The organism is Streptomyces albireticuli (genome assembly GCF_002192455.1).
Lineage (GTDB): Bacteria > Actinomycetota > Actinomycetes > Streptomycetales > Streptomycetaceae > Streptomyces > Streptomyces albireticuli_B.
Window position 1 is genome coordinate 4946966 of the sequence record NZ_CP021744.1, and the last position, 26660, is coordinate 4973625.

The 26660-nt window shown below is 73.3% G+C and carries 28 protein-coding genes; 18 read left to right on the forward strand and 10 right to left on the reverse strand.

What is annotated here, in order from left to right; genetic code table 11:
• Positions 1 to 47: 47 nt before the first annotated feature.
• Positions 48 to 2255: an MMPL family transporter gene (locus SMD11_RS21340; protein WP_087927967.1), complete on the reverse strand. Its 2208-nt coding sequence runs from the start codon at positions 2253 to 2255 to the stop codon at positions 48 to 50.
• Between the two features lie 272 nt (positions 2256 to 2527).
• Between SMD11_RS21340 and SMD11_RS21345 the strand changes: the two genes are divergently transcribed.
• From SMD11_RS21345 to SMD11_RS21355, 3 genes are all read left to right on the forward strand, one after another.
• The gene (locus SMD11_RS21345) at positions 2528 to 3724 is read left to right on the forward strand and encodes a sensor histidine kinase (RefSeq protein ID WP_234366113.1); all 1197 of its coding nucleotides are present in this window, start codon (positions 2528 to 2530) and stop codon (positions 3722 to 3724) included.
• A gap of 106 nt (positions 3725 to 3830) precedes the next feature.
• Entirely contained in the window at positions 3831 to 4550 is a 720-nt protein-coding gene (locus SMD11_RS21350) for a response regulator (protein WP_087930646.1), read from the forward strand.
• A gap of 260 nt (positions 4551 to 4810) precedes the next feature.
• Positions 4811 to 5524 (forward strand): DUF1707 domain-containing protein, encoded by a 714-nt coding sequence (locus SMD11_RS21355; protein ID WP_087927968.1) that lies wholly within the window; start codon positions 4811 to 4813, stop codon positions 5522 to 5524.
• 196 nt (positions 5525 to 5720) lie between these two features.
• Here the strand turns inward: SMD11_RS21355 and SMD11_RS21360 are convergent, their stop codons facing one another.
• Positions 5721 to 7046, reverse strand: a complete 1326-nt coding sequence (locus tag SMD11_RS21360; RefSeq protein ID WP_087927969.1) for an SGNH/GDSL hydrolase family protein — start codon at positions 7044 to 7046, stop codon at positions 5721 to 5723.
• Positions 7047 to 7308: 262 nt separating this feature from the next.
• Here SMD11_RS21360 and SMD11_RS21365 point away from each other — a divergent pair, with 262 nt between their 5' ends.
• The 3 genes from SMD11_RS21365 (at position 7309) to SMD11_RS21375 (ending at position 10465) form a co-directional block, all read left to right on the forward strand.
• Positions 7309 to 8634: a DUF445 domain-containing protein gene (locus SMD11_RS21365; protein ID WP_087927970.1), complete on the forward strand. Its 1326-nt coding sequence runs from the start codon at positions 7309 to 7311 to the stop codon at positions 8632 to 8634.
• 95 nt (positions 8635 to 8729) lie between these two features.
• Entirely contained in the window at positions 8730 to 8927 is a 198-nt protein-coding gene (locus SMD11_RS21370; RefSeq protein WP_234366114.1) for a DUF3311 domain-containing protein, read from the forward strand.
• On the forward strand, positions 8924 to 10465 hold the full coding sequence (locus SMD11_RS21375) for a sodium:solute symporter family protein (RefSeq protein ID WP_087927971.1): 1542 nt from the start codon (positions 8924 to 8926) through the stop codon (positions 10463 to 10465). The genes SMD11_RS21370 and SMD11_RS21375 overlap by 4 nt, the downstream gene beginning before the upstream one ends.
• A 25-nt stretch (positions 10466 to 10490) precedes the next feature.
• Here the strand turns inward: SMD11_RS21375 and SMD11_RS21380 are convergent, their stop codons facing one another.
• Both SMD11_RS21380 and SMD11_RS21385 read right to left on the reverse strand, forming a co-directional pair.
• Positions 10491 to 10907, reverse strand: coding sequence for a hypothetical protein (locus SMD11_RS21380; protein WP_087927972.1), 417 nt, complete (start codon positions 10905 to 10907; stop codon positions 10491 to 10493).
• The gene (locus tag SMD11_RS21385; RefSeq protein ID WP_159395337.1) at positions 10907 to 11572 is read right to left on the reverse strand and encodes a hypothetical protein; all 666 of its coding nucleotides are present in this window, start codon (positions 11570 to 11572) and stop codon (positions 10907 to 10909) included. Before SMD11_RS21385 ends, SMD11_RS21380 begins: the two co-directional genes overlap by 1 nt.
• A 464-nt stretch (positions 11573 to 12036) precedes the next feature.
• Here SMD11_RS21385 and SMD11_RS21390 point away from each other — a divergent pair, with 464 nt between their 5' ends.
• The 4 genes from SMD11_RS21390 (at position 12037) to SMD11_RS21405 (ending at position 14712) form a co-directional block, all read left to right on the forward strand.
• Complete coding sequence (locus SMD11_RS21390; protein ID WP_087927974.1) at positions 12037 to 12372, forward strand: DUF6412 domain-containing protein; 336 nt, start codon at positions 12037 to 12039, stop codon at positions 12370 to 12372.
• Between the two features lie 126 nt (positions 12373 to 12498).
• The gene (locus SMD11_RS21395) at positions 12499 to 13311 is read left to right on the forward strand and encodes a YidC/Oxa1 family membrane protein insertase (protein ID WP_087927975.1); all 813 of its coding nucleotides are present in this window, start codon (positions 12499 to 12501) and stop codon (positions 13309 to 13311) included.
• 137 nt (positions 13312 to 13448) lie between these two features.
• The gene (locus SMD11_RS21400) at positions 13449 to 14318 is read left to right on the forward strand and encodes a fumarylacetoacetate hydrolase family protein (RefSeq protein WP_087927976.1); all 870 of its coding nucleotides are present in this window, start codon (positions 13449 to 13451) and stop codon (positions 14316 to 14318) included.
• Positions 14319 to 14382: 64 nt separating this feature from the next.
• The gene (locus SMD11_RS21405; protein ID WP_159395338.1) at positions 14383 to 14712 is read left to right on the forward strand and encodes a hypothetical protein; all 330 of its coding nucleotides are present in this window, start codon (positions 14383 to 14385) and stop codon (positions 14710 to 14712) included.
• Here SMD11_RS21405 and SMD11_RS21410 read toward each other — a convergent pair.
• Complete coding sequence (locus SMD11_RS21410) at positions 14691 to 14918, reverse strand: DUF397 domain-containing protein (RefSeq protein ID WP_087927978.1); 228 nt, start codon at positions 14916 to 14918, stop codon at positions 14691 to 14693. The genes SMD11_RS21405 and SMD11_RS21410 overlap by 22 nt on opposite strands.
• 10 nt (positions 14919 to 14928) lie before the next feature.
• Positions 14929 to 15795 carry a helix-turn-helix domain-containing protein gene (locus tag SMD11_RS21415; RefSeq protein ID WP_159395339.1) on the reverse strand — a complete coding sequence of 289 codons (867 nt, stop codon included), beginning with the start codon at positions 15793 to 15795 and terminating at the stop codon, positions 14929 to 14931.
• 225 nt (positions 15796 to 16020) lie between these two features.
• Between SMD11_RS21415 and SMD11_RS21420 the strand changes: the two genes are divergently transcribed.
• Both SMD11_RS21420 and SMD11_RS37345 read left to right on the forward strand, forming a co-directional pair.
• Positions 16021 to 16359: a hypothetical protein gene (locus tag SMD11_RS21420; RefSeq protein ID WP_199843923.1), complete on the forward strand. Its 339-nt coding sequence runs from the start codon at positions 16021 to 16023 to the stop codon at positions 16357 to 16359.
• Positions 16356 to 16610: a DUF6255 family natural product biosynthesis protein gene (locus SMD11_RS37345; RefSeq protein WP_418952462.1), complete on the forward strand. Its 255-nt coding sequence runs from the start codon at positions 16356 to 16358 to the stop codon at positions 16608 to 16610. The genes SMD11_RS21420 and SMD11_RS37345 overlap by 4 nt, the downstream gene beginning before the upstream one ends.
• A 31-nt stretch (positions 16611 to 16641) precedes the next feature.
• On the opposite strand, the gene SMD11_RS21425 is transcribed toward SMD11_RS37345, so the two are convergent.
• Positions 16642 to 17022, reverse strand: a complete 381-nt coding sequence (locus SMD11_RS21425; RefSeq protein ID WP_087927981.1) for a winged helix-turn-helix transcriptional regulator — start codon at positions 17020 to 17022, stop codon at positions 16642 to 16644.
• 102 nt (positions 17023 to 17124) lie between these two features.
• Here SMD11_RS21425 and SMD11_RS21430 point away from each other — a divergent pair, with 102 nt between their 5' ends.
• Both SMD11_RS21430 and SMD11_RS21435 read left to right on the forward strand, forming a co-directional pair.
• Positions 17125 to 17757: an NAD(P)-dependent oxidoreductase gene (locus SMD11_RS21430; RefSeq protein WP_087927982.1), complete on the forward strand. Its 633-nt coding sequence runs from the start codon at positions 17125 to 17127 to the stop codon at positions 17755 to 17757.
• Between the two features lie 115 nt (positions 17758 to 17872).
• Positions 17873 to 19417 carry an FAD-dependent monooxygenase gene (locus SMD11_RS21435; RefSeq protein WP_199843924.1) on the forward strand — a complete coding sequence of 515 codons (1545 nt, stop codon included), beginning with the start codon at positions 17873 to 17875 and terminating at the stop codon, positions 19415 to 19417.
• A 60-nt stretch (positions 19418 to 19477) separates the two neighbouring features.
• Here the strand turns inward: SMD11_RS21435 and SMD11_RS21440 are convergent, their stop codons facing one another.
• A complete protein-coding gene (locus SMD11_RS21440) occupies positions 19478 to 19780 on the reverse strand; it encodes a hypothetical protein (protein WP_087927984.1) in 303 nt (100 codons plus the stop codon).
• Between the two features lie 174 nt (positions 19781 to 19954).
• Here SMD11_RS21440 and SMD11_RS21445 point away from each other — a divergent pair, with 174 nt between their 5' ends.
• Positions 19955 to 20950: a MerR family DNA-binding transcriptional regulator gene (locus SMD11_RS21445; RefSeq protein ID WP_087927985.1), complete on the forward strand. Its 996-nt coding sequence runs from the start codon at positions 19955 to 19957 to the stop codon at positions 20948 to 20950.
• Between the two features lie 320 nt (positions 20951 to 21270).
• Here SMD11_RS21445 and SMD11_RS21450 read toward each other — a convergent pair whose 3' ends face one another.
• Together SMD11_RS21450 and SMD11_RS21455 are read right to left on the reverse strand one after the other, a co-directional pair.
• Positions 21271 to 21786, reverse strand: coding sequence for a heme-degrading domain-containing protein (locus SMD11_RS21450; RefSeq protein WP_087927986.1), 516 nt, complete (start codon positions 21784 to 21786; stop codon positions 21271 to 21273).
• On the reverse strand, positions 21783 to 22916 hold the full coding sequence (locus SMD11_RS21455; protein WP_087927987.1) for a Gfo/Idh/MocA family oxidoreductase: 1134 nt from the start codon (positions 22914 to 22916) through the stop codon (positions 21783 to 21785). Before SMD11_RS21455 ends, SMD11_RS21450 begins: the two co-directional genes overlap by 4 nt.
• Positions 22917 to 23020: 104 nt before the next feature.
• Between SMD11_RS21455 and SMD11_RS21460 the strand changes: the two genes are divergently transcribed.
• The 3 genes from SMD11_RS21460 (at position 23021) to SMD11_RS21470 (ending at position 26505) form a co-directional block, all read left to right on the forward strand.
• Positions 23021 to 24466 carry an ROK family protein gene (locus tag SMD11_RS21460; protein WP_087930648.1) on the forward strand — a complete coding sequence of 482 codons (1446 nt, stop codon included), beginning with the start codon at positions 23021 to 23023 and terminating at the stop codon, positions 24464 to 24466.
• A 295-nt stretch (positions 24467 to 24761) separates the two neighbouring features.
• Complete coding sequence (locus tag SMD11_RS21465) at positions 24762 to 25553, forward strand: hypothetical protein (RefSeq protein WP_087927988.1); 792 nt, start codon at positions 24762 to 24764, stop codon at positions 25551 to 25553.
• 142 nt (positions 25554 to 25695) lie between these two features.
• The gene (locus tag SMD11_RS21470; protein WP_087927989.1) at positions 25696 to 26505 is read left to right on the forward strand and encodes a GntR family transcriptional regulator; all 810 of its coding nucleotides are present in this window, start codon (positions 25696 to 25698) and stop codon (positions 26503 to 26505) included.
• The last annotated feature ends 155 nt before the right edge of the window (positions 26506 to 26660 follow it).

Here is a 26660-nt window from a genome sequence, read left to right on the forward strand (position 1 = left end):
CCGGACTGCCCGGCGCTCGAGGACCGGAGCCCCGTGCGGCGCGCCCGTCAGTGGTGGACGGACACCCGCTCGTCCGACGGCCGCGGCGCCCGCTCCCCGGAGTGCCGGCCGCCGGGCCGCACCGGCCACCAGATCCCCCGCCCGAGCAGGGCGGCGAGCGCCGGGACCAGCACGATCGAGAGGACGAACGCCGAGAGCAGGATCCCCAGGGCCGTCGCGAAGCCGATCTGCTGCGTGGACGGCTCCGCGTTGACCGCGAGGCTGCCGAACGACGCGGCGAGGACGATCCCCGCCGTCGCGATCGCGGGCGCCGTGTGGCGCACGGCGCGGGCGACGGCGGCGCGGGCCGGGCCGGGGCGGGCCATCTCCTCGCGGATGCGGTCGCTGATCAGGATGTTGTAGTCCGTGCCGAGGGCGACGACGAAGAGGAAGAGCACCAGTGGGAGCACGAAGTTGACGCCCGGCTTGTCGAGGAGGTGCTGGAAGAAGAGCGCGGAGGCGCCCAGCGTGGCGGCGAAGCCGAGGCCGACGGCGACCATGAGGACGGCCGGGGCGAGCAGGCTGCGCAGCAGGACGAGCAGGATGAGGGCGATCAGCACGGCGGCGACGGGGAAGACGATCCGGAGGTCGTGGCCGACGGCGTCGGAGATGTCCGCGAAGACCGCGGCGGTGCCGCCGACGTGGGCCTCCAGGCCGGCGGGGGTGTGCCGGGCGACGGTGTCGCGGACGGGTCCGGAGACGAGGTCGCGGGCCCGCTGGGTCTGGGAGCCGGCGGTGAGGTAGAGGTCGAGGCGGGCGGCGGTGCGGTCGCCGTTGAGGGTGGTCCGGCCGACCTGGCCGACGCCCTCGACCCCGGCGAGGGCCTTCGACAGGGCGCCGAGCTCGCCCGCCGCGAGGGTGCGGCCGCCCTTGGCGGTGACGTAGACGGCCGCCGGGTCGGACACCCCGGCGGGCAGCGCGCGGGAGATCTCGGCGGCGGTGACGGCGGCCGGGGTGTCCCGGCTGCCGGAGCCCTGGCCGAAGTCCATGCGGATGCCGGACAGCCCGGCGGCCAGCGCGCCGAGCAGGGCGACGGAGGCCAGGACGAGGGCGACCGGGCGGCGGGCCACCAGGTCGCCGATCCGCCCGGCCGCGCCGGGGCGCGGCTCGTGCTTCAGGGCGCGGGAGGGCCAGAACATCTTGCGGCCGGTGACCGCGAGCAGCGCGGGCATGAAGGTGAGGCTGGCGAGCAGCATGACGAGCACCGAGACGGCGATGGCCGGGCCGAGCACCTGGAACTGCCCGAAGGTCGCGATCCCGAGGGTGGCGAACGCGGCCACGATGGTGAGCGCGGCCGAGGTGATCGCGGTGCCGACCCGGGCGGCGACGTCGGCCGCCACGGCGCGCGCGGGCAGGTCGGGGCGGGCCCGCAGCTGTTCGCGGAAGCGGAAGAGGAGGAAGAGGAAGTAGTCGACGCCGATGCCGATCAGCACCACGCCGATCATGCTCGGGGTGGAGGGGTCGAGCATGACGCCCGTGAGCTTCGCGCCGCCGACGACCGCTCCCGCCGCCGCGCCGCCGACGAGGACCACCGCGAGCAGGGGCACGAAGGCGGCCAGCGCGCTGCGGAACACCAGGACGTTGACCAGCACGATCAGACCGACCATGAGCCCGCCGACGACCTTCTGGGTGGTCTCCTCGGCGTCGGCGGTGTCCACGAGGTCGGCCAGCCCGCCGGTGAAGCCGGTGCGCATCCCGGCCTCGGCGAACTCGTCCTTCGCCCGGTCGCGGAACGCGCGGTAGAGGTCGTGCATGCCCGGGTCCGTGGAGTTGCCTGCCAGCTGGACGGAGAGCAGCTCGAAGGCGCGGTCCGGCGCGAGGACGCCGGGGCTGACCTTGGGCGTCTGCGAGTGGTCCTGGACCAGGAAGGCCGGGGGGTCGTCCTTGGGTCTGGGCATCTGCACGCGCCGGCCGCCCAGCTCGCCCGCGACGCCGGCGACGCGGCGGCGGTCGGGCTCCGTGAGCGGCGCGCCGTCGGCGCGGGCGACGAGCACCGTCACCGCGTTGGCGTCGGGCTTGGTCCCGAACCGCTCCTCGGCGATCTTCAGCGCGGCGGCCGAGTCGTACGTCGCCGGCAGGAAGTCGCCGCTCTGGGTCTGGGTGACGCGGTAGACCAGCGCCTGGCTGAGCCCGGTCAGGAAGATGCCCAGCACCGCCCAGAGGGCGATGACCTTCCATGGGTTGCGGGTGGAGTACCCGGTCAGGGCGCGGATCACGTCGTCCTCCGGCAGTGGGTGGAGCGCCGGGTGCTCCCGGGCCTCGTCCAGCTCATCAGCGCGGAACGCGCGGATCGTCCGAGCGCGGGACGAGATGCGGCCTGGGAGCGGGGGCCGGGCGCGGCCCCGGCCCAGGACCGTGGTCCCGGGTCGGGATCGGCTCCGGGGCCGGGGGCGGGTCCGTGCGGCGCTGCGAGAATGGATCACCGGAGGACCGCCGTGGCGCGCCGGCAACGGCCGGTGGGCGGGCGGCTGACGGGGGAGGACCACAGATGCCGACGACGCGCCCCGCACCCGGGGCCCACGGGGCACCGCCGGGAGGCGACGGGCTGCTGTGGACGCGGAACGACGCGCTGGTCGCGGTCGGGGCTGCGGTCGTGGACCTGATCGGCTTCACGCTCACCAGCCAGGCCGACCGGGGACACGTACCGGCGGCCGGGTACGTGCTGCTGGTGGTGTCCGCGCTGCCGCTGCTGGCCCGGCGCCGCGCCCCCGTGACGACCCTCGTGGCCGTCCTGCTGCTCGGCCTGGTGCTGAACTTCAGCGTGCCGATCGAGCAGCACTTCAACGCCGTGGTCGTGGTCGGGCTCTACACGGTCGTACGGTCCCGGGGCCCGGCCGTGGCGGCACCGGCGGCGCTCGCGGCCGTGGCGGTGCCGCTGGTGGGGCTGGCGTCGTGGCCGGAGCCGAGGCTCGTCGAGATCGTGGGCAGCGCGGCCTCCGGGCTGCTCGTGGTCGGCGCCGCGGCCGCCGTGAACCACTGGCAGCGGGACGCCGAGGCCAAGCGCCGGCTGCTGGCCGACCGCGCGGTGGCCGACGAACGGAGGCGCATCGCCCGCGAGTTGCACGACATCGTGGCGCACCACATCACCACCATGCAGCTGATGGCCGGGGGCGCGCGGGCCAACCTCGCCCGCCCGGAGGTGGCCAGGGAGGCGCTGGTCACCCTGGAGGGCTCGGGGCGGATCGCGTTGCGCGAGATGCGGCAGCTGCTGGACGTGCTGCGGGCCGGGGACGAGGCGGACGGAGCGGACGGTCCGGGCGGTACGGAGGGGGCGCCCGCCGCCCCGCAGCCCGGGGTCGGGGACCTGGAGCGGCTCGTCGCCGAGTCCTGCCGGGCCGGGCTGCCCACCACGCTCGACGCCCGGGGCGAGGAGCGCCCGCTGCCGCCGAGCGTGGGCCTGACGGTGTTCCGGATCGCGCAGGAGGCGCTGACGAACGCCCGCAAGTACGCGGGCGGGGCGCGGGCGACCGTACGCCTGACGTATGCGGGGGACGGGGTGACGGTGGAGGTGTCGGACGACGGCGCGGGCCCGCCCGACGGCTTCGGCAGGCCCGGTCCGGGGTCCGCCCCGGGGTCCGGCTACGGCCTGGTCGGGATGCGGGAGCGGGTCGTGCTGCACGGCGGGACGCTGGAGGCGGGCCCGGGGACGAGGGCGGATTCCGGGTGTCGGCCCGGCTGCCGCTGAAGGCGGGGGAGGGGGCGCTGCGATGAGCGGGCCGAGGGACGGGCGGACGGACGAGCTGACGGGCGGGCCGGCGGGCGGGCCGGCGGGCGAGCTGACGGGTGGGTCGATGGACGGCTTGGTGGACGGCTTGACGGACGAGGGGACGGGCGGCGCGGCCGCCGGGCGGCCGATCAGGGTCCTGATCGCGGACGACCAGCCGCTGGTCCGGCGCGGGCTGGCCCTGATCCTCTCGCCCGACCCGGCCTTCGAGGTCGTGGGCGAGGCGGGCGACGGCGAGGAGGCGGTGGCCCTCGCGCACCGGCTGCGGCCCGACGTCGTCGTGATGGACATCCGCATGCCGGTGCTGGACGGCGTCGCCGCGACCGGGCGGCTCGCGCGCGAGGTGCCCGGGTCCCGGGTGCTGGCGCTGAGCACCTTCGACATGGACGAGTACGTGGTGGCGGCCCTGCGCGCGGGCGCCTACGGGTTCCTGCCCAAGGACATCTCACCGGAGGAACTGGTCGCCGCGGTCCGCGTGGTGCACACCGGCGAGGCGGCGGTGGCCCCCCGGCTGATGACCCGTCTGATCTCCACGTACGTCAGGACCCCGCAGCGCCCCGCGCCGGTGGCGGACCCGGCGGGGCTCACGCCGCGTGAGCGGGAGGTGTGGCGGCTGATGGCGACGGGGCTCGACAACGCGGGGATCGCGGGGGCGATGGACATCAGTGTGTCGACGGTGAAGAACCACATCACGGGGGTGTTCGGGAAGCTGGGGGTGCGGGATCGGGCGCAGGCGGTGATCGCGGCGTACGAGGCGGGGGTGGTGGCGGTGGGTGGGGGTGGGTAGGGGTGCGCCTGCGGCGGGCCTTTCCCCGGCCCCGCCCCTTCCCGAACCGGGGCTCCGCCCCGGACCCCGGCCCTCAATCGCCGGACGGGCTGATCTGTTGCCCGGAACCGGGGCCCGGGGGCTTGCCCCCGCCACGCGGCGGAGCCGCACATCGGATACAGCGGGAAGGGGCGGGGCCGGGGAACAACCTCCCACGCACCCACCGTTCACCGAGCCGCCCGAGAAGCCGTACCCCACCCCCACGACCTACTCTGTTCCGCATGATGAGCGAACTTCCTGACATGCGGGCCTCCGACGCCGAGCGAGAGCGAATCACCGAAGCCCTGCGCGAGGCCGTCGCCGAGGGGCGGCTCGACATGGAGGAGTTCGAGCAGCGCCTCGACGCGGCGTACAAGGCCCGTACGCGCGGCGAGCTGGAGCCGCTCGTGAGGGACCTCCCCGTACCCGGCTCCGTGGCCCCTTCCGTCGCCCCGGTCACGGGCACCTGGCGGGACCGGATCGGCGGAACGGGCACTTCCAAGGGTGCGATCGGCATTTGGGGCGGCTTCCACCGCAAGGGCGGCTGGACGGTGCCGCGGAAGTTCACCGCCTTCGCGATGTGGGGCGGCGGTGAGATCGACCTGCGGGAGGCCCGCTTCGAGGACGGCGAGATCGTCATCCGGTGCTTCGCCCTCATGGGCGGCATGAGCGTGGTCGTGCCCAAGGACCTGGACGTCCAGGTCAGCGGCGTCGGCATCATGGGCGGCTTCGGCGACCAGGCGACCGGCCCCGGCACCCCGGGCTCCCCGCGCGTGCGGGTCACCGGCCTGGCCGTCTGGGGCGGCGTCTCCGTGGAGCGGAAGCTGACGAAGGCGGAGAAGGAGGAGAGCAAGCGACTCCAGCAGGCCGACCGCGAGGAGCGCAGGCTGAGCCGCGAGGACCGCCGCGAGCAGCGCCGCCTGGACCGCGAGGAGCGCCGCAAGTCGCTGGAGTAGGACCGGGGCGGGACCGGAACGGGCCCGGTGGGAGCCGCCCGGGAGGGCGCCCCGGCCGGGCCGCGCGCGCCCGTGGGCGGAAGGCCGCAGGAACTGCCCCCCAGCGGGCCTGGCGGCCCTGCCGTAACCCGCCCGCCGCGGCCCTCACCCCCGGCCATCCGGCCGCCCTGCGACCCCCGCCACGGCCACAGCCCCCTCAGAGCCGCGCCGCCGCCTGCCCCTTCAGCGTCTCCAGGTTCAGGGCCCGCGCCATCGCCGCGTACCCCGCGTCGCTCGGGTGCAGGTGGTCCCCGGAGTCGTACGCCGGGAGCAGCTGCCCCGGGTTCTCCGGGTCGCGCAGTGCCGCGTCGAAGTCGACGACGTCGTCGAAGACGCCGCCCGCCCGGATCATCGCGTTCACGCCCTGCCGGGTGACCTCCTGGCCGGGCACCGCGCCCTTGTGCCCCTCGAAGGGCATCAGCGTGGAGCCGACCACCCGCATGCCGCGCGCGTGCGCGCGCGCCACGAGCTGCCGGAGGCCGTTGACGATCTGCTGCGGGTCCTTCTGCTGCGGGCGGCGGAGTATGTCGTTGATGCCGAGCTCCATGACCACGACGCGCGCGCCCGTGCGGGAGAGGACGTCGCGGTCGAAGCGGTCGATGCCGCTGGGGTTGTTCACCGGGGCCGGCCCGGAGTTGCCGAGCAGGACGCGGTTGCCGCTGATGCCCTCGTTGAGGACGCCGTAGCGGGGCGCCCCGGCCTCCGTGCGCAGCCGGGCGGCCAGGAAGTCCGTCCAGCGGCGGTTGGCGCCGAGGGTGGAGGTCACGCCGTCCGTGATCGAGTCGCCGATGGCGACGACCGCGCCGTGCGACTCCTGGGTCCAGACGTCGACGGCGGTGAGGTACCGCCAGTAGGGGCCCTTCGCGGCGAAGCCGAGGCCCTGGGTGTCCTCCGTCCGGTCGCCGCGCGCCATGAAGGAGAGCTGACGGGCGTGCGGGTGGTACGTCACCGGGCCCGACGGGGTGGGCGAGTACGTGGTGACGAGCAGATCGGCCGCGGCCGGGACGAGGAGCCGGACGGGGTCGCTGAGCAGCGAGCGGCCGGCCGGGATGGTCACCGTGGGCTGCCCGCCGAAGGTGAGCCGGCGCATGCTGCCCGGGGCCGCGGCGGGGGAGCCGGGGGCCGCCGCGAGGGCCAGCGAGGCGTGGGTGACGGCCAGCGGCTGCGCCCCGTAGAGGTTGGAGAGCTGGATGCGGGCGCCGGTGCCGCCGATGCTGGTGTGCACCACATTGCGGATGGACTGGCCCGCGTAGCCCTTGGAGGTGTTCGGCTCCGCCGCCGACGGGGAGGTGGCCCAGGAGCCGATCCACTCGCCGGACGCGGCCGGCTCGGCCGTGCCATGGTTGTCGCGCGTGCTCGTCGTGGCCTGTCCGTCATGGCCACCGACCCCGATGAATATCGCGGTCGAGACGAGTATCACCACGGCCGCCAGCGCGGCGAGGACGGCGTACGCCGCGCCGCGGGGCAGGGGTGGCCTGTTCATGGCGGGAGTCTCCTGGGAATGGCGGAGCGGTGAGCTCCGGGTGCGGAACCGGGGACGAGAACAGCGACTGATCAGCAACAGCGCCCTCGCGGTCCGATCGCCGTTCCATGATCCCACGATGGCTTCGGGGCACGCCTGTCGGCCGATGGGATCACGCAACGTGTCACATGCGACTTGTCAGACGCCGGGAACTCCCGGTGCGTTCCCGGAGTACGTCGAGTAGGGACAATGCACGTGAGGACGGCTGGAACGGGTGGTGCGGATGGAACGGTCCCCAGGTGACGATTCGGCAGCCGCCGAAAGGGTGATGCCCACTGCGGTGGGCGGTCTCACCTATAGCGCCGCAGATGAGGAGAAACGCCGCGGAGTGCGCCGGATGAAGACCCTCGCGACGGGCCTTCTGCTCCTCGTCGCGCTCGTCTACGCCCTTGCGAAATGGGGGCAGTCCTCGGGCGCGGGCGCCTGGTCCGGCTATGTCGCCGCGGCCGCGGAGGCCGGCATGGTCGGCGCGCTGGCCGACTGGTTCGCGGTCACCGCGCTCTTCCGGCGCCCGATGGGCCTGCCCATCCCGCACACCGCGATCATCCCGACCAAGAAGGACCAGCTGGGACAGAGCCTCGGCGAGTTCGTCGGCGAGAACTTCCTCTCCGGCGACGTGGTCCGGGTCCGGCTGCGCGCCGTCGGCATCTCCTCCCGCCTGGGCGCCTGGCTGGCCGACCCGGCGCACGCCGACCGGGTGACGGCCGAGCTGGCCACGGCCCTGCGCGGCGCGCTCACCGTGCTGCGGGACTCCGACGTCCAGGCGGTCGTCGGGGAGGCCATCACCCGGCGCGCCGACGCCCAGGAGATCGCCCCCGGCATCGGCACGATGCTGGAGAAGATCGTCGCGGACGGCGGCCACCACCGCGTCGTGGACCTGGTGTGCGTGCGGGCCCACGACTGGCTGGTGACGCACGGCGACTCGGTGATGGGCGCGGTCACGGGCGGCGCGCCCGGCTGGACGCCCCGCTTCGTGGACCGCAAGGTCGGCGAGCGGGTCTACAAGGAGCTGCTCCGCTTCGTCACGGAGATGCGGGACATGCCGGACCACCCGGCGCGCGGGGCCGTCGACCGCTTCCTGTCCGACTTCGCGGGCGACCTCCAGTCCGACACGGACACCCGGGCGCGCGTCGAGCGCCTGAAGTCCGAGGTGCTCGGCCGGGGTGAGGTCCAGGACCTCATCGCCTCCGCCTGGGCCTCGGTCCGCGCCATGATCGTCGCCGCCGCCGAGGACGAGCGCAGCGAGCTCCGCCTCCGCGTCCGGGCCGGCCTGCTGTCCCTCGGGGAGCGCATGACGGCCGACGAGCACCTGCGCGCGAAGGCCGACCGCTGGCTGGAGGACGCGGCGGTGTACGTCGTGACGACGTACCGCGACGAGATCACGGCCCTGATCACGGACACGGTGGCGAGCTGGGACGCGGAGCACACGTCCCGCAAGATCGAGGCCCACATCGGCCGGGACCTCCAGTTCATCAGGATCAACGGCACGGTGGTGGGCGCGCTGGCCGGGCTGTGCATCTACACGGCGTCGAGGCTGATGGGGGCGTAGCGCCGGCGTCCGGGGGCGGGTGGCCGGGGGCGGAGCCCCGCACGCGGCGGGGCGGTGTGAGGGAAATACCTCCGGTCACGACCTAGTGTCGACCCGTGCTGAAACGTCCCACCTTGCTATGGCTGCTCGCCCCTTACGTCCTCTACCTCGCCACACTCCCCCTCACTAATCGCATTCACCCCACCGTCCTCGGTCTCCCCTTCCTCTTCTTCTGGCTGCTCCTCGCCACCCTCCTCACCCCCCTCGCCGTCTACCTCGCCTGGCGGGGCGACAAGCGACGAGGCCGCGTATGAACAGCGTCGTCCTGAGCGCGAGCGCGACCGACACCACCGTCGCCACCACCGTCTTCGTCGTCTTCATGCTGCTCACCGTCGCGCTCGGCCTGCTGGCCGTCCGCGGCCGGGGCGCGGGCGGCGGCCTCGCCGAGTGGTCCGTGGGCGGCCGCAGCATGGGCACGGTCTTCATCTGGGTGCTGATGGCGGGCGAGGGCTACACCAGCTTCAGCTACCTCGGCGCGGCCGGCTGGGGCTACAACCACGGCGCGCCCGTGCTGTACGTCATCGCGTACATGTCCTGCGGCTACGCGCTCGGCTACGTCGTCGGCCCCACCCTCTGGTCGTACGCGCGCGAGCACGGCCTCGTCACCATCACCGACATGGTGGCCCACCGCTACAACCGGCCGTGGCTGGGCACGCTGGTCGCGGTCCTGGCGACGGTCTGCCTGCTGCCGTACATCCAGCTCCAGATCACCGGCATGGGCGTGGTCGTCTCCACGATCTCCTACGGCGCGATCAGCCTGAACTGGGCGTACTTCATCGCCTTCGCCGTGACGACGGGCTTCGTCGTGGTGAGCGGCCTGCGCGGCAGCGCCTGGGTGTCCGTTCTCAAGGACGTCCTGGTCATCGGGACGCTGGGCTTCCTCGCCGTCTATGTGCCGCTGCACTACTTCGACGGCTACGGCCCCTTCCTGGACCGGGTGGTGGCGGAGAAGCCGGACTGGCTGACGTTCACCGGCCACGGCGGCAGCGGCCTGGGCGGCAGCTGGTTCGTGACGACGAGCTTCCTCAACTCCCTGACGGTCGTCATCTTCCCGACGACCGTCGCCGGCTACCTCGGCGCCCGCAACGCCGACGCCCTGCGCCGCAACGCGGTGCTGCTGCCCTTCTACAACGTCCTGCTGTTCGTGCCGATGCTGCTCGGCATGGCGGCGATCTTCGTGGTGCCGGGGCTCACCGGTCCGTCCTCCAACCTGGCGCTGTTCAAGCTGGTGGTGGACTCGCTGCCGGCCTGGACGGTCGGCGTGATCGGGGTCGCCGCGGCGCTCTCGTCGATCGTGCCGATGGCGGTGTTCATGCTGGTCATCGGCACGATGTGGGGGAAGAGCGTGCTCGGTGCGATCCCGCGGCTGGCCGGCCGCCCGGACCGGCAGCGGCTCGCCGCGCAGGTCGTCGTGGTGGTCGCGGGCGTCCTCGCCCTGATCCTCACCTATGCCACGCCCAACACTCTCGTACGCCTCTCCCTCATCTCCTACGAGGGCATGGCCCAGCTCGTCCCCATGATCCTGCTGGGGCTGCTGTGGCGGAAGCTGAATCTGTGGGGCGCGCTGAGCGGTCTCGCCGTGGGCGGGACGCTGGTGTGCGTGCTGGTCTTCACCGAGAACGATCCGGTGTGGGGCGTGAACGCGGGGGCCGTGGCGCTGGTCGCGAACGTCGCGGTGGCGCTGGCGGTGTCCTGGCTCGTCCCGGCGCCGGCCGACGCGCGGCCGGACGAGGAGGTACTCGCGAAGGACCCGGGACCGGAGGAGTCGGTCCCGGGCCGGGTGACGGTCTAGGTGCCGTCGAGGGCGGCGGCCGCCGTCAGGGGGCGCCGCCGCCCTGGCCGGGGGGACCCTGCCCCTGGCCCAGCAGCCCGATGACGCGGCGGCCCAGCGCGCCCAGGGCGTGGGTCGCCGGCACCTTCTTGAGCATGAAGATCGAGGCCACGGAGGTCACGGGCAGTCCGCACAGCACCACGCACCATCCCGCCTGGTCCCTCAGGACCATCTGGTACCCGACCCAGAGATAGGCCAGGACCAGGCCGCCGGAAATGAAATGGCTCAGCGCCATGACGGCATTTCCCAGCACGACACCCCGGAAATGCAGCCGGGCGTCGAGGGTGATGGCGCGTATCGCCCTCCTCAGGGTCCGCTGATTGACGTTCTCCAGGTTCTTCGACAGCTCGATGATCTGGGCTGTGTCGACCTTTACGCTGATGGCTCCCCCGTTTCTGGCCATCAGCTCGTCCCGCTCACATCCGAGGCGATCCTGCGGAGGGTGCGGGTTATTAAATGGTTCTGATGGGCGGGTTTCGCGGCGTTGCCCACCAGGCTGGAGAAGGTGCGCTGTCTCTCCGGCTGCACCTCGGCGGGGGGAGACGTGCGCGACCGCTCGGCGTCGGTGTACTCGCGGACGATCTCCACGAGGATGGCGTCGGCGAGCTGGGGATCGCGCTCACTGCACCGCAGGAGGCGCGCGGCCTCCAGGTTCGACACGTGCTCGGCGGCCATGCCGCGCAGGGTGTCCTTCATCGGCGGGGCGGTCTGGAGCCGGAGTGCCCGCCGGGCCACGGACCGCCGGAGCGCGGCGTAGAAGATGAGGATGGCCGCGGTGGCGGCGGCCGAGACCGTGCACACCCCGATCAGCGGCCACTTGGCGTCGCTCGCGAAGGCCAGCGAGCAGAATCCCAGGGTCGAGACCGCCGAGAGGAAGCTGCCGGCCACCGCCACCAGACGGAGCCTGGTGAGGTCGGGATTTCTTTCGGCGTCATCGCGCCGCCGCGCGCTCGCGGCCTCGGCGATCTGCTTTCCTTCTTCTTCCCGCAGGGCGGCCAGCAGTGCGGCGGCCCCTTCGTCGAAGCTTCGCGCCCGCGTTATTCGAGAGCCCTCCCGGTCGGAATTCATCCGGCCCGGTGGATCGAGAACGCTGAGCACGCCTAAGGCGAATTCTTTTCTCCGCATGGTGCCCCCAGAGGTATCTTGAGCCTACCCAACGTAGCAGATCGTCAACCTTCGGTGAACCTATGTGGAAAGGTCTGTCGAAGCCTGTAGTACGTGTATGGGAGGCGTTCCGGTTGAGCTTAGGGATTACTCGACCGTAAGGAGTTCTTCCGTTCCCGGCGGAACGATTCTTCTCATGTCGCGGATCGATTTTCCGCTCGAATGTTCGGGGTGTGGTGGGTGGGTCGCGGGGGTGCGAGGTGAGGGGGAGGGGCGGCGGAGGGGTACTGGGTGGGCGCCCGGCAGGCCGCTGACGGGCGTCCGGTGCGGGCGACGGCCGAGTCGGTCGCTTGTCAGTGCGGTGGTCTAACATCGGGACGAGTGTGTGGAGTGACGTGAAGTCATGTGACAAGAGGGAGGGGGTCCTGGTGAGCGCTGCGGTCCGTGCGCACGCCGGCGTGCTCCTCTTCCTGCTGGCGGAGCTCCTGCTCGGCCAGAGCGGCCTGATGGGCGCCGTAGCCGTCGCACTCACCGCGAGCGCCGTCGCGGTCTCCGCCGTCTCCGCGCTCCTGCTCTACGCCGCGGTCGCCGCCGCCCGCACGGGCGGCCCCCTCACGCCGACGCGCATACGCACGACGATGCGGGACCGCGAGCTGCGCACGGCGTTCCTCGCCCAGCGCGACCCCGATGCCAGGGGCCGCCGCAGGCCCCGCGCGCCCGGCCGTCCCCTCCGGACGGGCCGTACGGGCGCGCTCTGCTACTGACCGGGCGATTCCGGATCCACTCCGGTTCCGCTCCTGTCGGTGCCACGACGAAGCGCCGGCCCCTACGGCTCGTCATGTCGACGAATTCACTTTTCCCGACACGACGAGACCCCCGGAGGGCTCTCCATGTCCGCGTTCACCTTTTCCGTTTCGCTTTTTCCCACGCTCTTCTCCTCGCTCGGTTCGCTGCTCCTGAAGGTGGGTGAGGAGCTCGCTCCGCTCTTCGGCGCCTCCGGCACGGCGGCGGCGGTCGTCCTGCTCACCCTCCTCGTGCGGCTCGCCCTGCACCCGCTGGCCCGGTCCGCGGCCCGTGGTGACCGGGCGCGGGCCGAACTCGCCCCTCGCGTCGCCGAACTCCGCCGGAAGCACGCCCGTGACCCCGAGCGGATGATGCGGGCGGTGCGCGAACTCCACGCGAAGGCGGGCGTCTCCCAGTTCGCGGGCATCGGGCCGGTGCTCGCGCAGGCGCCGGTGCTGTTCGCGATGTTCCACCTGTTCTCCACCGGCTCCGGCGGTGCGGAACTGCTGGACCGCACGCTGCTCGGCACCCGGCTGGGCGGCCGCTGGGCGGACGCCCTCGGGGCCGGCGGGCCGTTCGGGGCGCAGGGCCTGGTGTACGTGGGGCTGTTCGCGCTGGTCGCGGCCGTGGCCACCTGGACGTACCGGACGGCGCGCGCGGCGGCGAAGGCCGGCGCCGGAGCGGATGCCGGTGCCGGGCCGGACGCCCTGCCGGGCATGGCCGGGTTCGCCAAGGTGGCCCCGCTGCTGTCCTTCGGCATGCTCGTCACGGTGGCCCTGGTGCCGCTCGCCGCCGGGCTCTACCTGGTGACCAGCAGCACCTGGACCGCGGCCGAGCGGGCCTTCCTGCGCAAGCTGCGCACACCGGACGCGACAGCGCCCGCCGGGGGCCGGGGACGCCGTCACGGTTCCGCCACGTAACCGTCCACAGGCCGAAAGGGCTCTTGCGGAGAGCTCCTCCGTTCTTGCACGATCAAGCGGTCGCTCGATGGCCGTCCCCATCGGCCGGCCCGGACGGGCCTGTCCGGGCCGACCCTACGACCTCGGGAGACGTCACCATGAAGCTGCTGCGTGTGGGACCCGCGGGCGGCGAACGCCCGGCGCTGCTGGAGGACGACGGGACGCTGCGCGACCTGTCGTCCGTCGTGCCCGACGTGGACGGCCGGCTGCTGGCCGACCGGGCCGCGCTGGAGCGCGTACGGGCCTCCGTCGGCGCCCGGATACTCCCCGTCCTCGACCCCGTCGGCCTGCGGACCGGCCCGCCCGTCGCCCGTATCGGCAAGATCGTCGGGGTGGGCGTGAACTACCGCGACCTCGCCGCCGAGACGCGCGTCCCCATACCCGCGGAGCCCGTGCTCTTCCTGAAGGCCCCCGACACGGTCGTCGGCCCGGACGACACCGTGCTCGTCCCTTACGGCAGCGAGAAGACGGACTGGGAAGTGGAACTGGCCGTCGTCATCGGCCGCACGGCCCGCCTCCTGGACACCGACGAGGAAGCCCTCGCCGCCGTCGCCGGCTACACCGTCGTCCACGACGTCACGGAGCGCGCCTTCCAGTTCGAGCGCGGCGGCAGCTGGGACAAGGGCAAGAACTGCGAGACCTTCACCCCGCTCGGCCCCTGGCTCGTCACCCCCGACGAGATACCCGACCCGCAGGCCCTCTCCCTGCGCCTGTGGGTCAACGACACGCTCATGCAGGACGGCACCACCGCCGACCAGATCTTCCCCGTCGCCCACGTCGTCCGGTACGTCAGCCGGTTCATGACCCTGTACCCCGGCGACGTCATCACCACCGGCACCCCGGCCGGCTCCGCCGTCGGCCGCCCCGAACCCAAGCCGTTCCTGAGGGCCGGGGACGTGGTGGAGCTGGAGGTCGAGGGCCTCGGCCGCCAGCGGCAGGAGCTGAAGGACGCGCGTCCGGGCGAGTGAATGGGGCGTGCGCCGCGTTCTGAATTGTCTCCAAATCGGCATATAGCCGGATATGCATAGGAGCGTGAGAGCAACGCCCCGCCGCCACCGCCGCCGGCCCTGCCGCGTCGGTCCGGCCGCCGCGGTACTGGTGGCCGTCGCGGCCACGTTCTTGTTCTGCGCGTTCACCATGCCGGGGCGGGTGCGGGCGCCCGAACCGGTCGTGGTGCGGATTCCTATGCCGGCCCTGGTCTCGGACCCGGCGCCGGAGCCGGAGCCTGTGCAGGCACGCCTGCCCGGCATGCCGCACAGTGGCCCGCCGATGGGGCGGCACATGATGGTGGGCGGGGTGCTGGTGGTTCTGGGGGCGGCGGTGGGGGCGCTGGGGTTGTATCAGGCGCGCCGGGACGATTGAGCCCGGAGGGCTCCGGTGCGTATGGAGTGCAGGAAGGTTGCCCAGGCGTGGGGTGTGAAGACGAACGCGCCTCGGAGGCGGTCTTTGCTGTCGCCTATGGCGACGAGGTCGTTGGCGATCAGCTGTGCCTCGACGCAATTGTCACCCTCGTCGATGCTGTACGAGGACTTGCGCCACCCGCAGTGGGGAAGATTGTGGACTGCCACAGGACCTACCTCACTCCCGTTCCAGTTCGTGTGAGACCGAGGCGATTAGCTCGGCGGACTTCCGAGGCGACAGTGCGGAAGCTTGCAGTCGTTCGAACGCCTTCCTGTACTTCGCCGCCGTCTCATCCTCCTCCGAGTACAGGTCGCCATGAAGGTAGGCCACCTGCACAACATCGAAGTCCAATGGGTCGGGGTAGGAGTACAGGACGAAGGACCCGCCTGCGCTCGTGAACTCGCTCTGGGAGTAGGGGATGATCTGGATCGTGACGTCCGGGGTCTCGCCCAGCGTCAGCAGGTGCCTGAGCTGCTCGATCAATACCTTGGGGCCGCCGATCTGCTGTCGGATGACGCCTTCCGTCATGACTGCCGTGTAGCGCGGTGGGTTCCCTCTGAGGAAGATGCTCTGTCGACTCATCCGGATGTCAACATGGAAATTGAGCCTCTGTGCGGACAACTCCGGTGAGCTGCCCGCGATTACGGCGGTTGCATATTCCTGGGTCTGAAGCAGCCCGGGGATCACTCGCGACTGGAACACCGCGATTCTCGCCGCGTCGGACTCCAAGGTCAGCGCTTCCTTGAAGTCGTCGGTGAACGTATCGCCGTGCTGGCGCCACCAATTGCGCCCGGTGCCTTCGGCGGAGAGCGCGATGAGCCATTGACGAAGCTTTTCGTCCTCGGCCCCGTAGAGGGTGAACAGGGTCTCAAGCTCAAGCCGGGTCACCCGGTGCCGCCCGGTCTCCTGGCGGCTGATCTTCGTGCGCTCCCCGTGGATGGCTCTCGCCGCCTCTTCGATCGAGACGCTGGCCGCTTCGCGGAGGGCTCTCAGCTCGGCGCCCAGCTTCCGACGGCGGGCTGTGCGGCGTGCTGAATACCCCATGTCCATCCTCCCTTGCCGACTGTGCGCTGCCCAGTTTGGTGCAGGGGTGCCGGGTGGTTCGAGCACGGATGTGGTCGTCACTCACAGGGGTGAACTACTCCCCTGTGCAGTGGAATTGGTTGCGGTTGGTGAACGGGCAGGGGCATTGTGGGAGGGCGGACACGGTGCGTGACGACCCGACGGGTTGGGGGAAGGCGAACAGTGATGTACAGGAACGGTGCATTCGTGGTGGACACCCGTGAGGGGCGGCTCGCGCAGGTGATCGACGGTGTGGGGAAGCGCGTCAACGTGCGCCGGCCGGGTGGAGGAATGGAATGGGAAGTCCCCTTCGCCGACCTGCGGTTGGCGACGCGCGAGGAACGTCAGGCCGCAGGGCTCTGGCCGCCGGAACCGGTCGGCGCGCTCTATGGATGCCCCACCTGCCCGGAACTGATGGCCGCTTGGCGGGAGGCCAACGCCGGTGGGGACGAGGTCAAAGCGGGAGACGCGCTCGTAGCGCAGCGTAGGCACTGGCGGGCGCACATGAGGACGGGAAACGTGGCGTCGACGGGAGGGATGGCGTGAGGAAGTGCGAACACAGGGGCCGGTGGACCCACCGCGCAGGCGAGTCACGGTGCGAGGAGTGCGGAACGGTCCGTTTCACGGACTACGGGCCGCTGCGGCTGCCGGAACCGCCGGACGCCGTCAAGCCGGACCCGGCGCGGGCAAGAAGAACGGACGTCGCGGCAGCGCTATGGGTGGCGAGGATGCCGAGACGCAGGGAGTGGTGGAGCGTCGTCACGCCGACGCCGACGTGGGCGCTACAGACGGCCTGACGGCGGCGAACCGTACCGTACCCGTGCGGCTTCAGCCGGCGCCCGCGCCGGCCTCGTACGACTCGCGGGCGTCGAGGAGTTCGTCCCAGTGCTCCTCGGCCCAGGCGCAGGCCGCGGCCATGGGCTGGAGCATGCTGCGGCCGAGCGGGGTCAGCTCGTACTCGACGTGGGGGGTGGCCTCGTCGAAGACGGTGCGCTTGACCAGGCCGTCGCGTTCGAGGGAGCGGAGGGACTGGGTGAGGACCTTGGGCGTGACGCGGGCCAGGGGCACGCGCAGTTCGGAGAAGCGGCGCGGGCCTTGCTCCAGGCAGCGGATGACGAGCGCGGCCCACTTGTCGCCGAACCGGATCGGGTTGAGCGTCGACGGGCACAGTTCGGCGTCGAACATATCGGCGGGCAGCGGCTCCTTCATGGCCTCACGATAGCCGGTATCCGGGAGGTAACCGGGGCCGTGGATAACGTCCGGGGTACCGGTCGGGCGCACGGCTCCGGCCCTGGTGAGAGGCGGTTCGTCATGAACATAGTGATCTTCGGCGCGGGCGGCCGGGCCGGACGGCAGGCCGTGGCCGAGGCGCGGCGGCGCGGGCACCGGGTCACCGCCGTGGTGCGCGATCCCGGGGCTCACGCCGGGCTGGCCGGGCTGACCGGTGTGCGGGTGGTGGCGGGCGACGTCACAGACGCGGCGGACGTCGAGCGGGTGGCGGTGGGGCACGACGCCGCGATCAGCGCGGCCGTGGATCTGACGGCACGGCCGGGGGAGTTCTTCACGGCCGCGTCCCGCGCGCTGACCGCAGGACTGGCGGAGGCGGGGGTGGGGCGCCTGGTGGTCGTGGGGCTGGCGTCGATCCTGCCCGGGGCGTCCGGCGTGCCGCTGATGGACGAGCCGGGCTACCCGAACGAGTACCGCTCATTCTACCTCGGCCACGCGGCGGGCCTCGACGAGCTGCGGACCGGCGACCTGGACTGGGCGTACGTGGCCCCGGCGGGCGACTTCGACCACGAGGGCGGGCCCGTCGGCGGCTACCGGTTCGCGGAGCACGGCGACCCGGGCAGCCGGATCACCTACGCGGACTTCGCGCCGGCGCTGGTCGACGAGGCCGAGGCGCCGAGCCGCCACCGGGAGACGGTCACCGTGCGGAAGGCGTGACGGCTGTGCCCCCATGACGGGTCTCACGTGGGCTGGGCCCTTGACGTCCAGGGGTGCATTGTGGCTGGTCAGGGCGGTGTTGGAGGGGTTTTTGGCCTCCCTCATAGTGGGCGCCATGAACTATGACGTAGTGGTGTCCGGGGGCGGCCCGGTCGGACTGATGCTGGCGTGCGAGCTGCGGCTCGGGGGTGCGCGGGTGGCCGTTCTGGAGCGGCTCACCGAGGTGGACCAGACGGTCAAGGGCGGGGCGATCACCACGCCCAGCGCCGAGGCGCTCTACCGGCGGGGCATGCTGCCCGCGCTGGCCGAGGTGCAGCGGCAGTCGATGGAACGCTTCCGGGCGTTCATGCGGGAGAGGAGCGACGGGGGCGGGGGCGAGGCCCCCGGCCAAGGGCTGGGGTACGTCGGTCACTTCGCCGGGATCATGCTGCGGGCCGACCTGGTCGACCGTACGGGGCCGGACTTCGGTGACGCCGGGCCCGCCGCCGACATCATCCTCGTGTCGCAGCAGGAGATCGAGCGGATCCTCGGGGAGCGGGCGGACCAGCTCGGTGTGGAGGTGCGCCGGGGGGTGGAGCTGACGGGCTTCGACACGGACGACGAGGGCGTCACCGTGCGGACGAGCGGTGGAGCGATACGCGCGGGCTGGCTCGTGGGCTGCGACGGCGGCCGCAGCACGGTCCGCAAGCTCGCGGGATTCGAATTCCCGGGTACGGACCCGGAGATCACCTGTCACCAGGCGGTCGTGGAGATGACGGGCGCCGAGGACCTGACGGTCGGCTGGACCGCCACGGACACCGGGGTGTACGCCCACGGGCCGATGCCGGGCCGCATCGTCACCGTGGAGCTCGACGGGCCGCCCGCCGACCGGAACGCGCCGGTCACCGCCGAGGACCTCCAGGAGAGGCTGCGTCGCGTCTCGGGCGTGGACGTCACGATCACCGAGGTGCGGACCGCGACCCGCTTCACCGACCACGCCCGTCAGGTCACCGAGTACCGCAAGGGCCGGGTGCTGCTGGCGGGCGACGCGGCGCACGTGCACTCGGCGTTCGGCAGCCAGGGGCTGAGTCTGGGCGTCGGGGACGCGATGAACCTCGGCTGGAAGCTCGCGGCCGTGGTCGCCGGCCGGGCGCCTGAGGGGCTGCTGGACACGTACACCGCCGAGCGGCACCCGGTCGGCGCGGGGGTCCTGGACTGGACCCGGTCCCAGATCGCGGCCATGCGCCCGGACCCGCAGTCGCGGGCCCTGCGCAAGATCGTCAGCGACCTGGCGGAGACGGTCACGGGCACCACGTACCTCGCCGCGCGGCTCGCCGGCGCCGTGGTGCGGTACGAACTGCCGGGCGAGCACCCGCTGACCGGCCGCAGCGCCCCTGACCTCGGACTCGCGGACGGCAGCCGCCTCGCGGACCACCTCCACGGCGGCCGGGCGCTGCTGCTCGACCTCACCGACGACCCGGAGCTCCGGGCCCGCGCCGCCGGATACGCCGGCCGTGTCGACATCGTGACGGCCCGCTGCCCGTCCCGTCCGGAACTGGCGGGGATCCTCGTCCGGCCGGACGGCTTCACGGCCTGGGCGTCGGACGCGGGGGCTTCGGGGCTGGCGGAGGCGCTGGGGGAGTGGTTCGGGGTGCCGGAGAGGGTGGTGGTGGCGGGCTGATCCGGCCCGGGGGTCGGAGGCGGGGGCTGCCGCCTCCGTCCCCGGAGTCCGGGCGACTCCCTACGTGTTCGGTGTGTCGTACGTCAGCTCGCCCCGCATGTCGCACTCCACCGAGCACTGGGCGGCGATCGCGACCGCCCCGGGTGGTGCGTGGTACCAGCTCATGGCCTGGCCGGGATCGAGGGAGACCAGACCCTGATGGATCGGGAAGCCGTTGCGGTCCACACCGTGGAGATAGAGCTCGCAGTCCCCGGTGTTGGCCGGATGGCCCACGCCGCCGGGGGTCGTCACCTCATTGGTGAGCCGCACGAAGTTGGCGCCGTTCCCCGGGCACGGGACCCGAACGCTGGTCCTGTCGGCCATGATTCACCGCCCATATCGGGTCATGTCAGCATGTTTTCACGGTTGCGGGGGCGGCGTCGGCGCGGCAAGGGCCCGTCGGGCCCGGGGTGTTGCGGGTGCCCGTCCGTGCGCTTGACCTTGCCCTCAAGGGCAAGGTTTAGCGTCGGTGGAGAAGCGAGGCGAGAGGCGGGCGGCATGAGGATCGGCGACCTGGCGCGCCGGGCCGGTGTGACCACCAAGGCGGTGCGGTACTACGAATCGCTGGGGCTGATCACGCCGGGCCGGCTGGCCAACGGGTACCGGGACTACGCCGAGGGCGACGTCCGGCTCGTACGCGAGATCAGGAACCTCGGGCAGCTGGGGATCCCGGTCGAGCGGACGCGTCCGTTCCTGGAGTGCCTGGCCGCCGGGGGCGAGCACGGCGACGACTGCCCGTCGTCGATGGCCGGATACCGCGAGGCCATCGACGACCTGACGCGGCGGATCGACGGGCTCGCGGCTCGGCGGGAGGCGCTGGTGGCGCAGCTGCGGACGTCCGCCTATCGCAACAGCATCGCCACTTGTGACGGAGGAGGACCTATGGACCGTACGAACGGTGTGAACGGCGTGAACGGTGGGCACGGCGTGAACGGCGCCCACGAGCGGCTTCCGGCCGGGCTGCCCGTGCCCGAGGACGACGGCGCGGCCGACCACCTGCCGGGTCTGGTCCTGCCCCCGCTCGAACTGGCCGCCACGGACGGGTCGACGGTCCGCCTCGACCGCCTCGGCCCCGGCCGCACCGTCCTCTACCTCTACCCGCTGACCGGCCGCCCGGACGTCGACCTCCCCGAGGGCTGGGACGCCATCCCCGGGGCCCGGGGCTGCACGCCGGAGGCGTGCGGCTTCCGCGACCACCACCAGGAGCTGCTGGAGGCGGGGGCGGAGCGGGTGTTCGGGCTGTCGAGCCAGGACAGTGCGTATCAGGGGGAGGTGGTGGCGCGGCTGGGGCTGCCGTTCTCGATGCTTTCGGATCCGGGGTTGGGGGTGGCGGGGGCGTTGGGGGTGCCGACATTTTCTGCGGGTGGGGTGGAGTTGTTCCGGCGGTTGACGATGGTTGTTCGGGGTGGGCGGGTGGAGCATGTGTTTTATCCGGTGTTTCCGCCGGATGAGCATGCGGGTCAGGTGGTGGAGTGGTTGCGGGGGCGTGGCTGAGCGGGGCGGGTGGGGGTGCGGGGGTGCGCCTGCGGCGGGCCTTTTCCCCACCCCGCCCCTTCCCGCTGCATCCGATGTGCGGCTCCGCCGCGTGCGGGGCTCCGCCCCGGACCCCGGTCCTCAAACGCCGGACGGGCTGATTCGTTGCCCGGAACCGGGCGAGATCCAGCCCGGCTGGGGGCACCTCCCAGCGGTAGCCGGGGGAGTTTGAGGACACCGCGCGGCAGCGCGGAACGGGGGCCGGGGGCCCGCCCCCGGTTCGGGTAGGGGCGGGGTGGGGAACAAGCCGCCCGCAGGGTCGGCCCCCACCCCCGCCCCCCTTACCCCAGGAACCGCCCCAACCCCTCCACCACCAACGCGTGGTCATCCCCCTGCCGCAGACCCGACACCGCCACAACCCCCACCACCCCGGTCCCCCGCACCCGCACCGGGAACGCCCCGCCGTGCGCCGCGTACCGGTCCGGATCCAGCCGCGACGACTCCTCGAACGTGCGGCCCTTCGCGCGGAAGCGGGCTCCTACCAGGTACGACGACTCCGCGTAGCGCTCGACGACGCGGGACTTGCGGTCGATCCAGGCGTCGTTGTCGGCCGACGTGCCGGGGAGGGCGCAGTGGAAGAGGCGCTGGGGGCCGCGCCGGATGCCGACCGTGACGGGCGCGCCGCGCTCGCGCGCCAGGCCGACGAGGAGGGAGCCCAGCTCCCAGGCGTCGTCGTTGCCGAAGTGGTCGAAGACCAGCCGCTGTTCGTCCGCCTCCAGGCGGGAGATCTCGTCCTCCGCGCCAGGGTCCTCCACTCCGGGGGCCTCGTTCTCCACGCGGGACACCTCCGCACTCATACCGCGCTCACCTCCTCCCGCACCCGGACCGTGCGGCCCTCCGTCGCCGACACCCGCGCCGCCTCCAGCACCCGCAGCGCCTCCGCCGCCTCCCGCGCCGTCACCGGCGGCTCGCCGCCCGTGCGCAGGGCCTCGGCGATCGCCGCGTAGTAGGCCGGGTAGTCGCCGGGCAGGGTCCGCACCGGGTCGCCGCCGCCCGTCAGGGGCGACTCCCCGGAGCCCAGCCGGCCCCACGCGCACTCGGGCTCCACGCCCCACGCCGCGCGGTCGTCCGCCGGGCGCCTGCCCTCCCGCAGCGCCGCCTCCTGCGGGTCCAGCCCGTACTTCACATAGCCGGCCACGCTGCCGAGGACCCGGAACCGCGGCCCGAGCTGGGCGGTCGTGGCGCTGACCCACAGGTGGGAACGGACGCCGCTCGTGTGGGTGATGGCGATGAACGTGTCGTCGTCGGCCTCGGCCCCCGGCCTGCGCACGTCCGTCTCCGCGTAGACCGTGGCAGCCGGGCCGAACAGGGCCAGTGCCTGGTCGACGACGTGGCTGCCCAGGTCGTAGAGCAGGCCGCCGATCTCGGCCGGGTCGCCCGACTCCCGCCAGCCGCCCTTCGGCCGCGGCCGCCAGCGCTCGAACCGGGACTCGAAGCGGTACACCTCGCCGAGCGCACCGTCCCGGACGAGCCGCTGGACGGTGCGGAAGTCGTTGTCCCAGCGGCGGTTCTGGAAGGCGCTGAGCAGCAGCCCGCGCTCCTCGGCCAGCTCCGCGAGCTCCTCCGCCTCGGCGGCCCTCGCCGCGAGCGGCTTGTCGACGACGACCGGCAGCCCCGCTTCGAGGGCCGTGCGGGCCAGCGCGACGTGGGTGCGGTTGGGCGAGGCGATGACGATCAGGTCGAGTTCGGCCGCGCGGGCGAACAGCGCGTCCGTGTCCGGGACCGTCCGCACCCCGGGGTGCTCGGCCGCGGCCTGGCGCTGCCGGTCGGGGTTCGCGGTGACGACCGTGTCGAGGACGAGGCCCTCGGTGCCGGCGATCAGCGGGGCGTGGAAGACGGAGCCCGCCAGGCCGTAGCCGATGAGGCCGACCCGGAGGGGCGTACGGGGGGTGTCGGGGGTGCCGTCGGTGTCAGGGGTGCCATCCATGCCTGCCACTTTGGCAACGCTGTTGCGATAGTGCAAGCGGTGGCGACAATGGGGTGGTGAACAGGCCTCCCCTTCCCGCTTCCCGCACCGTTCCCACACGGCCCATCGGGCCCGCTCGTCCTGCCCGTACCGCCTCTGCCGCCCTTCCCGCGCCCGGCGCCAACCTCACCGCCCTGCGTGATCACAACACCGCCGTCGTGCTCGGCCTGCTGCGCGACGCCGGCGCGGAGGGCGCCAGCCGCGCCGAGCTGGCCGCGGGGACGGGCCTGACCCCGCAGGCCGTCAGCAAGATCACCGCACGGCTGCGGGCCGCCGGACTGGCCGCCGACGCCGGGCGCCGCGCCTCCACCGGCGGCAAGCCGCCCGTGGTCCTGCGCCTGGTCCCGGGCGCCGCCCACGCCGTCGGCCTGCACCTCGACCGGGACTCCCTGACGGCGACCCTCGTCGACCTCACCGGCGCCGGGATCGCCACGCGCACGGCTCCGCTCGCGTTCGGGGCGGGCGCGGAGGCGGTGCTGGAAGTGGTGACGGGGGAGGTCCGGGCGCTGCTGGTGGAGGCGGGGGCGGCGGGCGCCGGCGCGGGTGCGGGTGGCGCCTCCGGTGCGGTTCCCGGCGGGGCGTCGCGCGCGGGCTCCGGCCCTGGCTCGGAGGGTGGCCCGGATCTTGGCGCCGGTCCTGGCTCGGACGGCGCGCCGGGCGGGCTCGGCGCCGCCTCCGGTCCGTGCGGCGGTCCGGGTTCCGGCACCGCCTCCGGTCCGGCCGCCGTGCCGGGACTCGGTGCCGGTCCTGGCTCGGACGGCGCGCCGGGCGGGCTCGGCGCCACCTCTGGTCCGTGCGGCGGTCCGGGTTCCGGCACCGCCCCCGCCCTCCTCGGCATCGGCGTCGCCGTCCCCGGCCCCCTCGACCACCGCGCCGGCGTGCTGCGCAAGGTCACCGGCTTCCCGCAGTGGGACGGCTTCCCGCTGCGTGACGCCCTCGCCGAACGGCTCGGCGTGCCCGTCGTCGTCGACAAGGACACCAACGCCGCCGCCCTCGGCCTCGCCCCCCGCGCCGCGGACTCCTTCGCCTATCTCCACCTCGGTACGGGCCTGGGCGCCGGCCTCGTGCTCGGCCGGAACCTGCACCGGGGCGCGCGCACGGACGCGGGGGAGTTCGGCCACCAGGTGATCCAGGTCGACGGGCCCCCGTGCCCCTGCGGCGGTCACGGCTGCGCCGAGGTGCTGTGCCTGGCCGCCGTCGCCGCCGGCGACACCGCCCGCGCCGCCCGCCTCCTCGGCATCGGCGCCGCCAATCTCGTACGGCTCCTGGACATCGACCTCGTGCTCCTCGGCGGCCGCACCGTGCTGGCCGACCCCGGCCCGTACGTGGCGGGGGTACGGGCCGTCCTGGCCGGCGCGGTGCCGGTCGGCGTCACCCCGAGCGGCGACCGGACCGTCGTCGAGGGCGCGGCCGAGCTGGTGCTGGCGCCCCTGTTCGGGCGGGCGGGGGCGCCCGGCGCCACGGCCTTCACGTCGCGGGACGGCGGACCTTCCGTCCCGCCGTCCGTATGAAACGAAAATAGTCACATCAGGTGGTATGTGACGGCCAGTCGGCGTCAGCGGGCCGCGCCGCGCCGTGGCGGGCCGTCCCGCGGTGGAAGGGTCCGGAAGTCCAGAAGTTCGGAAGTCCAGAAGTTCGGAAGGTTCGGAGTTCGGGAGTCCGGAAGGGCCGGAGTCCGTCGCGTTCTTCAGGCTCCGGAGTCCGGACACGCCGGAGTTCTGGCACCCCGTCCGCACGCCCCGAGCCCCACCGCGGATCCTCCCGGATCCCCCTTGCCCCCGTCGCCCCACCCGTAAAGGCCCTGTGATGTCCCTGCCCCGCGCGCTCGTCGTCGGCGCCGCCGCGCTCGCGGTCTTCACGACGGCGGCACCCGCGTCCCCCGTGCACCCCGACGACCGCCCTCCGGACGCCGCCGCGGCCCCCGGCCGCCCCCGGGACCGCGCCCCCGTCGAACCCGGCTGCGCCGCCCCCGGCAGCTCCGCGTTCCCGATCGCCGCGCGGCTGAGCGGCGGCCCCGACGCGTACGAGCGCGGCGGCGCCCCGCACACCTGGCAGCTGGAGCTCCGCAACACCACCGGCGTCGACTGCCGGGGCGTGCACCCCGTCGCCGTCCTCGCCGACCGCGGCCGCCTGCTCCAGCCGTCCGACGTCCGCCTCGACTTCTACGACGACGCCGCCGCGCGCTGGCGGCCCGTGACGCTGGAGCGCACCGACGAGGCCGAGAACGTCGGCGTCTTCGAAGGCCGTTCACCCGACTTCGCGGGCTTCGCCGTGCCCGCGCACCGCTCGGTCCCCGTGCGCGTACGGCTCGGCTTCACGGGCCGCGCCCCCGAGGGCCCGGTCACGCTCAACGTCACCGCTGTGCAGCGGCGGGCGGGGGACGGGGACTGGGTGGGGGAGTCGGAGGACTACACCTTCGGGGTGGAGCGGTCGGCTGCGCGGGAGGCGGTGCCGTCCGCCGGGGCGGGGCGTGGTGAGGATGCGTCGCGGACGCTCGCGGACACGGGGTCGCAGCGGCCGTTGTTCGCGATCGGGGCGGCGGCGTTCGCGCTGATTCTGGCCGGGGGGTCGTTGCTGTTCGGGTCGCGGAAGCGGTGACGGGGGCGGGGTGGGGTTGAGGGGTGGGGGTGCCGCTGCGCGGGGCCTTTCCCCAGCCCCGCCCCTTCCCGCATATCGGATACAGCGGGGAGAGGCGGGCAGGGGAAAACCCCTCGCCCCGCCCAAGTGCGAGGATCGCGCCGTGAACGTCACGGACCACCCTGGCCCCCCGCACGATCAACCCCCCGGCGCCCCCATCCGCGCCGGCATCCCCGAGCACGGCCGGATCCCCAAGTACTACGCCGTCAAGACGCGGATCGCCGCCCTCCTCGACGAGCTGGGCGAAGGCGGCCCGCTGCCCGCCGAGCGGGAGCTGGCGGCGCGCTTCGAGGTGTCCCGCGAGACCCTGCGGCAGGCCCTGCGTGAGCTGTTGCTGGAGGGCCGGCTGCGCCGGATGGGGCGCGGCACGGTCGTCGCGGGGCCGAAGCTCGAACAGCCGCTCGCGCTCGCCAGCTACACCGAGGGCGTACGCCGCCAGGGCCGCCGCCCCGGCCGTGACCTCATCGGGCTGGACCGGTTCGCCTGCCCGGCGGGCCTCGCCCCCGACCTCGGCGTCGAACCGGGCGCGTCCGTCTGGCACATGGAGCGGGTACTGCTCGCCGACGACGAGCGGGTCGGCCTGGAGAGCACCTACGTCGCGGTGGAGCGCGCGCCACGGCTGGCCGCCGACTTCGCGCCCGACTCGTCCTTCTACGGCTATCTGCGTGAGCGCCTCGGCATCCGCTTCGGCGACGCGGACGAACGGCTGGAGACCGTCCTCGCCACCCCCCGCGAGGCGCTGCTCATCGGGACTCCTCCCGCGCTCCCGATGCTGCTCATCCACCGTGTCTCGCGGGACACGGAGGGGCGCCCGCTGGAGCGGGTGCGGTCGCTGTACCGGGGGGACCGGTTCTCGTTCACGACGCATCTGCGGGGCGAGGGGGGCGAGGGGGACTCCTCGGGCGGTTCCTGATCCCGGCCGTGGTCCGGCGGGGACCACGGCCCTGGTCCCCGCCGGGTTCCCCCCGCCCGCCCTCCGGCGATTTGGTAACAGAAAGATAACGGGTCTAGTCCAACTTTGGGTGCCGGTTCACCACCCCGTCGCCGCCCCGCCTCCTCCCCGACACC

What these genes read in the sequence shown, in the direction of transcription:
- SMD11_RS21415 (WP_159395339.1), bottom strand. Translation starts at nt 15,795, where the DNA reads ATGGGGTATTCAGCACGCCGCACAGCCCGCCGTCGGAAGCTGGGCGCC.
- SMD11_RS21365 (WP_087927970.1), top strand. Translation starts at nt 7,309, where the DNA reads ATGGAACGGTCCCCAGGTGACGATTCGGCAGCCGCCGAAAGGGTGATG.
- SMD11_RS21345 (WP_234366113.1), top strand. Translation starts at nt 2,528, where the DNA reads ATGCCGACGACGCGCCCCGCACCCGGGGCCCACGGGGCACCGCCGGGA.
- SMD11_RS21425 (WP_087927981.1), bottom strand. Translation starts at nt 17,022, where the DNA reads ATGAAGGAGCCGCTGCCCGCCGATATGTTCGACGCCGAACTGTGCCCG.
- SMD11_RS21450 (WP_087927986.1), bottom strand. Translation starts at nt 21,786, where the DNA reads ATGAGTGCGGAGGTGTCCCGCGTGGAGAACGAGGCCCCCGGAGTGGAG.
- SMD11_RS21350 (WP_087930646.1), top strand. Translation starts at nt 3,831, where the DNA reads ATGGACGGCTTGGTGGACGGCTTGACGGACGAGGGGACGGGCGGCGCG.
- SMD11_RS21385 (WP_159395337.1), bottom strand. Translation starts at nt 11,572, where the DNA reads ATGAATTCCGACCGGGAGGGCTCTCGAATAACGCGGGCGCGAAGCTTC.
- SMD11_RS21465 (WP_087927988.1), top strand. Translation starts at nt 24,762, where the DNA reads ATGTCCCTGCCCCGCGCGCTCGTCGTCGGCGCCGCCGCGCTCGCGGTC.
- SMD11_RS21380 (WP_087927972.1), bottom strand. Translation starts at nt 10,907, where the DNA reads ATGGCCAGAAACGGGGGAGCCATCAGCGTAAAGGTCGACACAGCCCAG.
- SMD11_RS21430 (WP_087927982.1), top strand. Translation starts at nt 17,125, where the DNA reads ATGAACATAGTGATCTTCGGCGCGGGCGGCCGGGCCGGACGGCAGGCC.
- SMD11_RS21440 (WP_087927984.1), bottom strand. Translation starts at nt 19,780, where the DNA reads ATGGCCGACAGGACCAGCGTTCGGGTCCCGTGCCCGGGGAACGGCGCC.
- SMD11_RS21355 (WP_087927968.1), top strand. Translation starts at nt 4,811, where the DNA reads ATGATGAGCGAACTTCCTGACATGCGGGCCTCCGACGCCGAGCGAGAG.
- SMD11_RS21435 (WP_199843924.1), top strand. Translation starts at nt 17,873, where the DNA reads ATGAACTATGACGTAGTGGTGTCCGGGGGCGGCCCGGTCGGACTGATG.
- SMD11_RS21445 (WP_087927985.1), top strand. Translation starts at nt 19,955, where the DNA reads ATGAGGATCGGCGACCTGGCGCGCCGGGCCGGTGTGACCACCAAGGCG.
- SMD11_RS21375 (WP_087927971.1), top strand. Translation starts at nt 8,924, where the DNA reads ATGAACAGCGTCGTCCTGAGCGCGAGCGCGACCGACACCACCGTCGCC.
- SMD11_RS21455 (WP_087927987.1), bottom strand. Translation starts at nt 22,916, where the DNA reads ATGGATGGCACCCCTGACACCGACGGCACCCCCGACACCCCCCGTACG.
- SMD11_RS21360 (WP_087927969.1), bottom strand. Translation starts at nt 7,046, where the DNA reads ATGAACAGGCCACCCCTGCCCCGCGGCGCGGCGTACGCCGTCCTCGCC.
- SMD11_RS21395 (WP_087927975.1), top strand. Translation starts at nt 12,499, where the DNA reads ATGTCCGCGTTCACCTTTTCCGTTTCGCTTTTTCCCACGCTCTTCTCC.
- SMD11_RS21400 (WP_087927976.1), top strand. Translation starts at nt 13,449, where the DNA reads ATGAAGCTGCTGCGTGTGGGACCCGCGGGCGGCGAACGCCCGGCGCTG.